The organism is Mesorhizobium sp. M8A.F.Ca.ET.021.01.1.1 (assembly GCF_003998025.1).
In the GTDB taxonomy this organism is placed as follows: Bacteria; Pseudomonadota; Alphaproteobacteria; order Rhizobiales; family Rhizobiaceae; genus Mesorhizobium.
Genome location: NZ_RZSJ01000222.1, coordinates 1 through 9,014, shown reverse-complemented (window position 1 = coordinate 9,014; position 9,014 = coordinate 1). Strand labels below are relative to the sequence as shown.

10 protein-coding genes are annotated in these 9,014 nt (G+C 64.3%); 8 read left to right on the top strand and 2 right to left on the bottom strand.

Features of this window, described 5'->3' with window-relative positions:
- The 5 genes from EOA36_RS18205 to EOA36_RS18185 form a co-directional block, all read left to right on the top strand.
- The coding region (locus EOA36_RS18205) for an SAM-dependent methyltransferase (protein WP_189553256.1) at positions 1 to 434 on the top strand (434 nt) is incomplete at its 5' end.
- 103 nt (positions 435 to 537) lie between these two features.
- A complete protein-coding gene (gene pgeF, locus EOA36_RS18200; RefSeq protein WP_127278813.1) occupies positions 538 to 1,332 on the top strand; it encodes a peptidoglycan editing factor PgeF in 795 nt (264 codons plus the stop codon).
- A complete protein-coding gene (locus EOA36_RS18195; RefSeq protein ID WP_127278812.1) occupies positions 1,332 to 2,483 on the top strand; it encodes a Xaa-Pro peptidase family protein in 1,152 nt (383 codons plus the stop codon). The genes pgeF and EOA36_RS18195 overlap by 1 nt, the downstream gene beginning before the upstream one ends.
- Positions 2,484 to 2,526: 43 nt before the next feature.
- Positions 2,527 to 3,165 (top strand): hypothetical protein, encoded by a 639-nt coding sequence (locus EOA36_RS18190; protein ID WP_127278811.1) that lies wholly within the window; start codon positions 2,527 to 2,529, stop codon positions 3,163 to 3,165.
- Between the two features lie 155 nt (positions 3,166 to 3,320).
- A complete protein-coding gene (locus tag EOA36_RS18185) occupies positions 3,321 to 4,256 on the top strand; it encodes a ribose-phosphate pyrophosphokinase (protein WP_019860650.1) in 936 nt (311 codons plus the stop codon).
- Positions 4,257 to 4,279: 23 nt separating this feature from the next.
- Here the strand turns inward: EOA36_RS18185 and EOA36_RS18180 are convergent, their stop codons facing one another.
- On the bottom strand, positions 4,280 to 5,176 hold the full coding sequence (locus EOA36_RS18180; protein ID WP_127278810.1) for a helix-turn-helix transcriptional regulator: 897 nt from the start codon (positions 5,174 to 5,176) through the stop codon (positions 4,280 to 4,282).
- 139 nt (positions 5,177 to 5,315) lie between these two features.
- Between EOA36_RS18180 and EOA36_RS18175 the strand changes: the two genes are divergently transcribed.
- Complete coding sequence (locus EOA36_RS18175; RefSeq protein ID WP_167531308.1) at positions 5,316 to 6,557, top strand: MFS transporter; 1,242 nt, start codon at positions 5,316 to 5,318, stop codon at positions 6,555 to 6,557.
- Between the two features lie 72 nt (positions 6,558 to 6,629).
- On the opposite strand, the gene EOA36_RS18170 is transcribed toward EOA36_RS18175, so the two are convergent.
- Positions 6,630 to 7,487, bottom strand: a complete 858-nt coding sequence (locus tag EOA36_RS18170; protein WP_127278809.1) for an alpha/beta hydrolase — start codon at positions 7,485 to 7,487, stop codon at positions 6,630 to 6,632.
- 153 nt (positions 7,488 to 7,640) lie between these two features.
- On the opposite strand from EOA36_RS18170, the gene EOA36_RS18165 reads away from it, so the two are divergent.
- Together EOA36_RS18165 and EOA36_RS18160 are read left to right on the top strand one after the other, a co-directional pair.
- Positions 7,641 to 8,069, top strand: a complete 429-nt coding sequence (locus EOA36_RS18165) for a MarR family transcriptional regulator (protein WP_127278808.1) — start codon at positions 7,641 to 7,643, stop codon at positions 8,067 to 8,069.
- Between the two features lie 236 nt (positions 8,070 to 8,305).
- Positions 8,306 to 8,947, top strand: a complete 642-nt coding sequence (locus EOA36_RS18160; RefSeq protein WP_127278807.1) for a 50S ribosomal protein L25/general stress protein Ctc — start codon at positions 8,306 to 8,308, stop codon at positions 8,945 to 8,947.
- Positions 8,948 to 9,014: the final 67 nt, after the last annotated feature.

Sequence of the window (9,014 nt, the reverse complement as noted above, 5' to 3'; positions counted from 1 at the left end):
GCACCGCACTGATGGCGGCCATCGCCGAGCGCATGGCCAGCGACGGCGGCGCCGGACTATTCCCCGACTACGGCCATCTGCGGCCTGGTATCGGCGACACGCTGCAGGCCTTGCGCCGGCACAATCATGAAGATGTGCTGGCCAATCCCGGCGAGGCCGACCTCACCTCGCATGTCGATTTCGCCGCTCTTGCGGCAGTCGTGCGCGCGCATGGTCTCGACGCCCATCTGTCGACGCAGGGCGATTTCCTGCTCGGGATGGGCATTCTGGAGCGCGCCGGCCAGCTGGGCGCCGATGCCGGCCAGGCGGCACGCGACAGGATATCCAATGCCGTCGAGCGCCTCGCCGGCCCGCAAGCGATGGGCGAGTTGTTCAAGGTGCTTGCCGTCATGCCGCGTGGTATCTCCGTCAGGCCCTTCGCCACGGCGGATTGACTTTTTGCCGCTGCCCCTCCCAATCTCCCGTCCGGTAAGAGAGCGGCCGGACCGCCGGCTGCTTTTCCTTGACGAAACCGCCCACACGGACAACAACGCCCACATGCTCAATCAGACCAAACCGGATCCCGTTCGGTCGCCGCTGCTGGACAAGGCGCAGGCACAAGGCATCCGCCACGGCTATTTCACCCGCAATGGCGGCGTCTCCACCGGCATCTACCAGGGCCTCAACATCGGCACCGGGTCGGATGACGACCAGGCGCTGGTGGCCGAGAACCGGGCCCGTGTCGCCGCCTGGATGGGCGTGCCCGCAAGCCATCTCCTGACCGCCTGGCAGATCCATTCGCCCGACGTCGTCATCGCCAGGGAACCATTCGCGGGCGAGCGGCCCAAGGCCGATGCCATCGTCACCGACCGGCCCGGCATCGCCATCGGCGCCTCGACCGCCGATTGCGGCCCGGTTCTGTTCGCGGATGCCGGCGCGCGCATCATCGGCGCGGCGCATGCCGGCTGGAAAGGCGCTTTCACCGGCGTGCTCGAAAACACCATTGCCGCCATGGAGAGCCTCGGCGCCCGTCGCGAAAACATCATCGCCGTGCTCGGCCCTTCGATCGGCCCCGACAATTACGAAGTGGGGCCGGAATTCGTCGCCCGCTTCGCCGAGGCCGACAGCGAAAATGCCCGGTATTTCGTGCCTTCGGCACATGCCGGCCATTCGATGTTCGACCTCGCCAGTTACACGGTCGACCGGCTGGCCAGGGCCGGCGTGACGGCCGAGGGTCTCGGCCGCTGTACCTATGCCGAGGAAGATCTGTTTTACTCCTACCGGCGCACCACGCACCGCAAGGAGCCCGATTATGGCCGGCAGGTTTCGGCAATCGTTTTGGAGAAGATATAATGGCGCTGCATTTTGAACGATCGGAATTCGACGCGCGGCGCGACCGGCTGATGATCGAGATGGCCGAGAAGAAGCTCGACGCCATGCTGCTGTTCGCGCAGGAAAGCATGTACTGGCTGACCGGCTACGACACGTTCGGCTTCTGCTTCTTCCAGTGCCTGGTGGTGAAGGCCGACGGCTCCATGGTGCTTCTGACGCGCTCGGCGGACCTTCGCCAGGCGCGCAACACCTCGATCATCGACAACATCGTGCTGTGGACCGACCGCGACGGCGCCAATCCGGCGGTCGACCTGCGCAACCTGCTCAACGAACTCGACCTGCTCGGCGCCCGCATCGGCGTCGAATACGACACCCACGGCCTCACCGCCTATAATGGCCGCCGCCTGGACGAGCAGTTGCAGACCTTCGGCCAGATCGCCGATGCCTCCGGCATCGTCGGCCGGCTGCGCCTGTTCAAGAGCCCGGCCGAGGTCGCCAAGGCGGAAAAGGCCGCCAATCTCTCCGACGACGCGCTGGACGCGGCCCTGCCGCTGATCAAGCAGGGCGGCGACGAGGCCCTGATCCTGGCCGCCATGCAGGGCGCGGTCTTCGCCGGCGGCGGCGACTACCCGGCCAACGAGTTCATCATCGGCTCCGGCGTCGATGCGCTGCTGTGCCGTTACAAGGCCGGCCGCCGCAAGCTCACCAAGAACGACCAGCTGACGCTCGAATGGGCCGGCGTCTTCCATCACTACCATGCGCCGATGATGCGTACCGTGCTGACCGGCAAGGTGTCCAAGCGCCATCAGGAGCTGTTCGACGCCGCACGCGCCGCGCTTCTGGCCGTCGAAAAGGCGATGACGCCCGCGAACACCTTCGGCGACGTGTTCGACGCCCACGCCCGCACCATGGAATCGCACGGCCTGACCAAGCATCGGCTGAACGCCTGCGGCTATTCGGTCGGCGCCCGCTTCACGCCGTCCTGGATGGACATGCCGATGTTCTACCAGGGCAATCCCGAGCCGATCGCGCCGAACATGACGCTGTTTGCCCACATGATCATCATGGATTCCGAGACCGAGACGGCGATGACGCTTGGCCGCACCTACCTGACCACCGAATCCCAGCCGAAGCCGCTGTCCCGCCATGATCTCGACTTGATCGTGCAGTGAATCCATAATGGGAGGCGTTCTTCGCCAAGGAGTTAGAAGGCAAATGAGACGATCGCACGTGACGACCGTGTCATTGCTTGTGGCATTGGCTTTGACTGCCTGCACCAACGCAAAGGACGTTCTCGAACCCTCCGCCATCACCCCGCCGGCAGCCTCGGCACAGCCAGCACCCGCCACGCAGGGCAGCGCCGCCGCGACCGTTCCCGCCCCCCCGCCATCGACGGCCGCGCCGGCCTCCACGACCGCGGGCGCACCCGCCGCCTCGCCCGTCACCTCCGCCCAGGCCGCCGCGATCCTGTCGAAGACCCGGCTGCAGATCGCGCCGATCGTCGGCGCTTCGGTGGACGCCGCCACGCCGCTGACGGCGGAACTGCAGACACGCGCCAAGCAGCGCGGCATCACTCTGGCCGGCAGCCAGGACCAGACCGCGACCCATGTGCTCAAGGGTTACTTCTCGACGATGACGGAGGGCAAGGACACCACCGTCATCTATGTCTGGGACGTCTACGACCCCTCCGGCAACCGGCTGCACCGCATCAACGGCCAGATGAAGGCGCCTTCGACCGGTTCCGGCGGCAGTGCGGCCGACAGCTGGAAGTCGGTCTCGCCAGCCACCATGCAGGCGATCGCCGACCAGACCATCGATCAGTTTGCGGCCTTTCTCAGCGGCAAGGCGAGTTGAGGTGTTGCCAGCCGGTGATGCCGAACAGCTTTCTTAGGCTTAGCCGGCGGATTCGCGATCACGGCGCTTGCAATAGCCGCGCGGGCCGCTAAAAGCCCGGTTAAAAGGCGCAGGAGAGTCTGTTGGGGCTCTCCCTCCTCCACCAGGAACGGTGCATGAAACTCTTCGCAGGCAATTCCAACAGGGTGCTGGCCGAAGCGGTCGCTCGCTATCTCAACATCCCGCTGGGCAAGGCCAGTGTCAGGCGCTTCGCCGACCAGGAAATCTTCGTCGAAATCCAGGAGAATGTGCGCGGCGAGGATGTCTTCATCCTGCAGTCGACCTCGTTCCCGACCAACGATCACCTGATGGAACTGCTCATCATGATCGACGCCTTCATGCGCTCCTCGGCCAAGCGCATCACGGCGGTTATCCCCTATTTCGGCTATGCCAGGCAGGATCGCCGGGCATCGGGCCGCACGCCGATCTCGGCCAAGCTGGTCGCCAACATGATCACACGCGCCGGCGTCGACCGGGTTCTGACGCTGGATCTCCATGCCGGCCAGATCCAGGGTTTCTTCGACATCCCGACCGACAATCTGTTCTCGGTGCCGGTGATGGCCCGCGACGTGAAGGCGAAATACAAGCAGCTCGGCAATGTCGTGGTGGTGTCGCCCGATATTGGCGGCGTGGTGCGCGCCCGCGCGCTGGCCAAGCGCTTCGACGCCCAGCTCGCCATCGTCGACAAGCGCCGCGAGCGTCCGGGCGAATCGGAAGTCATGAACATCATCGGCGCGGTCGCCGGCAAGGATTGCCTTTTGATCGACGATATCGTCGATTCCGGCGGCACGCTGTGCAATGCCGCCGATGCGCTGCTCGCCAACGGCGCCACCAGCGTCACCGCCTACATCACCCACGGCGTGCTGTCGGGCGGCGCGGTTGCCCGCATCAGCGGCTCGAAGCTGCAGGAACTGGTGATCACCGATTCCATCCAGCCGACGCAAGGCGTGCTCGACGCGCCCAACATCCGCGTCATCTCGATCGCCGACCTGATGGGCGAAGCCATCTCGCGCACGGCGACCGAGGAATCGGTGTCGAGCCTGTTCGACTGAAAGCCAGTTAGCCCTGCGGCCAGTTACCCCTGAGGCAAGGCCGATGGCGTCGGCGCCTCCAGCCGGGCCGGGGCTCGCCGCATGCCTTCGCCGGCATCGCGCGCGCCGCGCATATAGCCGCGCGGCGAGGAGCCGAGCATGCGCTTGAACATAGTGATGAAGGCCGGCACGCTGTCATAGCCGAGATCGAGCGCCACCCTAGTGATCGGCTCGCCATCGGCGAGCCTCGGCAAGGCCGCGAACAGGCAGGCCTGCTGGCGCCACGTCGACAGCGACAGGCCGGTCTGGCGCTGGAAGGCGCGCGTGAAGGAGCGCCGGCTCATGCCGACAGTATCGGCCCATTCGTCGATCGTCGCGTGCGGCGAGGGTGCGGCGACGAAACGCCTGCAGAGCGCCGCCAGCTTGGGATCGGACGGGAACGGCAGGCCGAGCGGCCGCTCCGGCAATTGCGGGATCTCGTGCAGGAGCAGGTTCATGATCAGGCCGCCGCGTCCCTCCAGTTCGCCGCCTTGCGGCAGCTTCTCGGATTCCACGATCAGGCTGTGCATCAGGTCGGTGATGCCGACGACGCGCATGCCCTCCGGCAGGCCCGGGATCGCCTGCGGCATGACATAGACCGAGCGCATCGACACATCGCCCAGCATCTCGACGGAATGTTCGATACCGGCCGGAATCCACATCGCATGGTCGGGCGGCACCATCCAGCGCCCATGCCGCGTCGTTACCAGCACGACGCCGACCAGCGCATGCAGCAACTGGCTGCGGCTGTGGTGGTGGTGCGGCACGTGGTAGCCGTCCGGATATTCCGTCGGCAACACCACCGCCGGCCCGACCGCCTGCTCGAGCCACTGCCAACGCAGCCCGTGCAATTGCCCGAGATCGGTGTGGCCGGCGCCGAAAATCTCCCTGGCTTTTGGCATTCGGTATGGCCCACTTGCGAAACTATTGGACCAAACCACGAAAGAAGTCGCTTGGCAACCGGACTATAAGGCTGCCTGCGGGAAGCGCCCGCCACGTCGCCTGCGGGAACAACCCGCCAAAAAGACTACGGAGCCTATCTTGACCGATACGACAGCCACCAGCGTCGCGCCGCCTGCGACCGCCAGTCACGCTTCAGCCCAGGCGACGGCCTTCACCGTCATCCTGGCGGTGAGCCTGTGCCACTGCATCAACGACATCATGCAGTCGCTGCTATCGGCCATTTATCCGCTTCTGAAAGACAATTACGGCCTCGACTTCTGGCAGATCGGCCTGTTGACCTTCACCTTCCAGGTGACGGCATCGCTACTGCAGCCGATCATCGGCGCGGTCACCGACAAGCGGCCGATGCCTTATTCGCTGCCCTGGGGCATGGCGTCCTCGCTGATCGGCCTGGTCGTGCTGGCCTATGCCGGGCACTACTACCTGCTGCTGATCGGCGCCTCGCTGATCGGCATCGGTTCGGCGATCTTCCATCCCGAATCCTCGCGCATCGCCCGCTTCGCTTCCGGCGGCCGGTTCGGCCTGGCGCAGTCGCTGTTCCAGGTCGGCGGCAATTTCGGCCAATCCATGGGCCCGTTGCTCGCCGCCTTCATCGTCGTGCCCTTCGGCCAGACCAGCATTGCCTGGTTCGCCGTCGGCTCGCTGATCGGCATCGTCATCCTGTGGCAGGTCGGCGGCTGGTACAGCCGCCTGCGCGCCGCGCAAGGCAATCGCAGGACGGCAAGCTTCGTCTCGCCCTTCCCGCGCCGCAAGGTGATGTGGGCCTTGGGGGTACTGACCTTGCTGGTGCTGACCAAGAACGCCTACATCGCCAGCCTCGCCAGCTACTACACCTTCTACTCCATCCATAAGTTCGGCGTTTCGGTGCAGATGTCGCAGGTCATGCTGTTCCTCTTCCTCGGCTCCTCGGCGCTGGGCATCCTGCTCGGCGGTCCGTTCGGCGACCGCTATGGACAAAAGGCGATGATCTGGTTCTCGATCGTCGGCGTGCTGCCCTTCACGCTGGCGCTCCCCTACGCCAACATGGAATGGACGATGGTGCTGACCGTGCTGATCGGCCTCATCCTGTCGTCGGCCTTCTCCAACATCGTCGTCTTCGCACAGGAACTGGTGCCGGGCCGCGTCGGCACGATCGCCGGCATCTTCTTCGGCTTCGCCTTCGGCGTCGGCGGCATCGCGGCCGCGGTGCTTGGCGTCGTCGCCGACATGAAGGGCATCGATTTCGTCTTCCAGATCTGCTCCTACCTGCCGTTCCTGGGGCTGCTGACGGTGTTCCTGCCCAACATGAAGCAAGCTCGCAAGGCGCAAGCGGCCGCTTAAATCATCCGGGCTGTGTCCAGGCAAAGGCACCCGCCATATCGCGGGTGCCTTTTTCGTTCAGGCGGGAAGGTTTCAGGCCTTGAAGAAGGCCAGCAGGTCGGCGTTGATGACTGCGGCGTGGGTCGTGGCCATGCCGTGCGGGAAACCCTTGTAGACCTTGAGCTCGCCCTTCTTGAGCAGCTTGATGGTCAACAGCGCCGAGTCGGCGATCGGAACGATCTGGTCGTCATCGCCATGCATGACCAGCACCGGCACGTCGATCTTCTTGAGGTCCTCGGTGAAGTCGGTCTCCGAGAAGGCCTTGATGCAATCATAGTGCGCCTTGGTGCCGCCCATCATGCCCTGGCGGTACCAGTTGTCGATGACACCTTGCGAAACCTCGGCGCCTGGACGGTTGAAACCGTAGAACGGCCCAGTGGGAACGTCCACGTAAAGCTGGGCGCGGTTGGCGGCGACGCCGGAGCGGAAGCCGTCGAACACCTCGATGGGAAGGCCGCCGGGATTGGCCGGCGTCTTGAGCATGATCGGCGGCACCGCGCCGAGCAACGCTGCCTTGGCGACGCGTCCGCCCGCTCCATACTGGGCGACATAGCGCGCCACTTCGCCGCCGCCGGTCGAATGGCCGACATGGATGGCATCCTTGAGGTCGAGATGCGCGGCAAGTTCAGCCACGTCGGCGGCGTAGGTGTCCATCTCGTTGCCGACATCTGTTTGGGTCGAGCGGCCGTGGCCGCGGCGGTCATGGGCGATGACGCGGTAGCCCTGTGCCAGGAAGAAGAGCATCTGGGCGTCCCAGTCGTCGCTGCTCAACGGCCAGCCGTGATGGAAGACGATAGGCTGACCGGTTCCCCAGTCCTTGTAATAGATCTGCGTGCCGTCCTTGGTGGTGATCGTGCCGCTGCCTGAGCCTGATTTGGTCTGCGAGGTCATCTCAATCTCCGTTAAATTTGGTGTCGCGATAAACAATATCGCGATATCAATATTGCTAACGCAGCTTGATCCCCGTGTCCACAAAAAATATATATCGCGATATCATTTCTCGTGGTACATACTTGAGGCGCTTAATCGGCAAAGGACTGCGTCGTGCCTCTCCCGTTGGACAATCAGCTCTGTTTCACGCTCTACGCCACCAGCATGGCGATCAACCGCACCTACAAGCCGATGCTGGACGAGATGGGCATCACCTATCCGCAATATCTCGTACTCAACGCGTTGGGCGAGGCCGACGGCATGTCGGTCGGCGCGATCGCGCACAGGCTCGCTCTGGAATCGAGCACCGTCACGCCGCTGGTCAAGCGTATGGAACAGGCTGGCGTGGTGACCCGCCAGCGCAATCAGGCCGACGAGCGCCAGGTACAGGTCGACCTGACATCCGCCGGCCGCAAGCTGCTCGTCCAGTGCAATTGCCTGAACGAGACCCTGATCGAGCGCTCGGGCATGACGCTGGCCGAACTCGACGCCCTGAACCGGCAGGTCCAGGCACTGCGCGATGCGTTGAGCGGCGACCGGTAGCGACGGCTCTTCGGCCGCCGCTTGCACCTGGGACCACCTTCCGCTATAGAGCCGCCACCCGCGTAGACACCCTTGGAGGCAACGCGGCGGAAGGCTGCCTTCCCCTTGTGATCCCGAACAAAGATCCGCTCGCTGCGGTTTCCGGCATTCGGGCATCGAGGTCCGGCGGCTTTCGACGTTTACGGCCTGGCACATCGCCAACCGTAGGCGCTCCATAACACGCGAAAGGAAAAGCCATGAGCCACGATACTTACGAGCTCAAGGCCGAAGCGCGCGAACAGGTCGGTAAGGGGTCCGCCCGAGCAGTTCGCCGCAACGGTAAAGTGCCTGCAGTAATTTACGGTGACAAGCAGCCTCCCCTGGCGATCGCGCTCACCTACAAGGACATCTACTACAAGATCCATGGCGGCGGGTTCCTGACCACGGTCGCCACGATCGATGTCGACGGCAAGAAGATCCAGGTCCTGCCGAAGGACTTCCAGCTCGACCCGGTCAAGGACTTCCCGATGCATGTGGATTTCCTGCGCATCGGCAAGGACACGGAAGTCAATGTCGACGTGCCTGTCCACTTCATCAATGAAGACAAGTCGCCCGGCATCAAGCGCGGCGGCGTGCTCAACATCGTGCGTCACGAGGTCGAGTTCCACTGCCCGGCCAATGCGATCCCGGAATTCATCACCGTCGATCTCACCGGCGCCGACATCGGCGATTCGATCCATATCTCGGCGGTCAAGCTGCCGGCTGGCGTCAAGCCGGTCATCTCCGATCGCGACTTCACCATCGCGACCATTGCCGGTTCGGCGGCGATGAAGCCGGAGACGGAAGAGACGGCTGAGGTTGCGGCCCCCGAAGCGGCTCCTGCCGCCGAAGAGAAGTAACTCTTTCACGCCCGGAGCGGACGATGCCAGGGAAGACGGCGCTTGTCTTTGCAGGCCTCGGCAATCC